The following is a 287-nucleotide window of genomic DNA, read 5'->3' on the forward strand; positions in this document are numbered from 1 at the left end:
GTCAAAGATCAGGGCATCCGGTTGACGGCAGCCGAAGGTACGGTCAAAGCCCAGGGTGACAGTCTCGTCACGCAGGGCGGGCAGATTGGTTCGTTGCAAAAAGATGCGCTGCTTTATGATAATAATGCCGGTGCCTATAGCGCCTCCCATGGCAAAGATAAGACCAGCCGGATTGGCAATGTTGCCGAAGGTACTGCCGATACGGACGCGGTTAACAAGAGCCAGCTCAACAAGGTTGACCAGAAGCTTGCCGATCTGTCGAAGGGCACGACCGGCGTGATCAGGGA

The 287-nt window shown here is 55.7% G+C and carries 1 protein-coding gene; it reads left to right on the plus strand.

Going from position 1 to position 287, the window contains the following annotated elements; genetic code table 11:
- Positions 1–287, plus strand: a 287-nt coding sequence (locus AC6CHM_RS25175) for a hypothetical protein (RefSeq protein WP_498176085.1), incomplete at both ends; no start/stop codon positions are given.

The sequence above is a fragment of the Phyllobacterium sp. GQ127 genome, assembly GCF_059758635.1.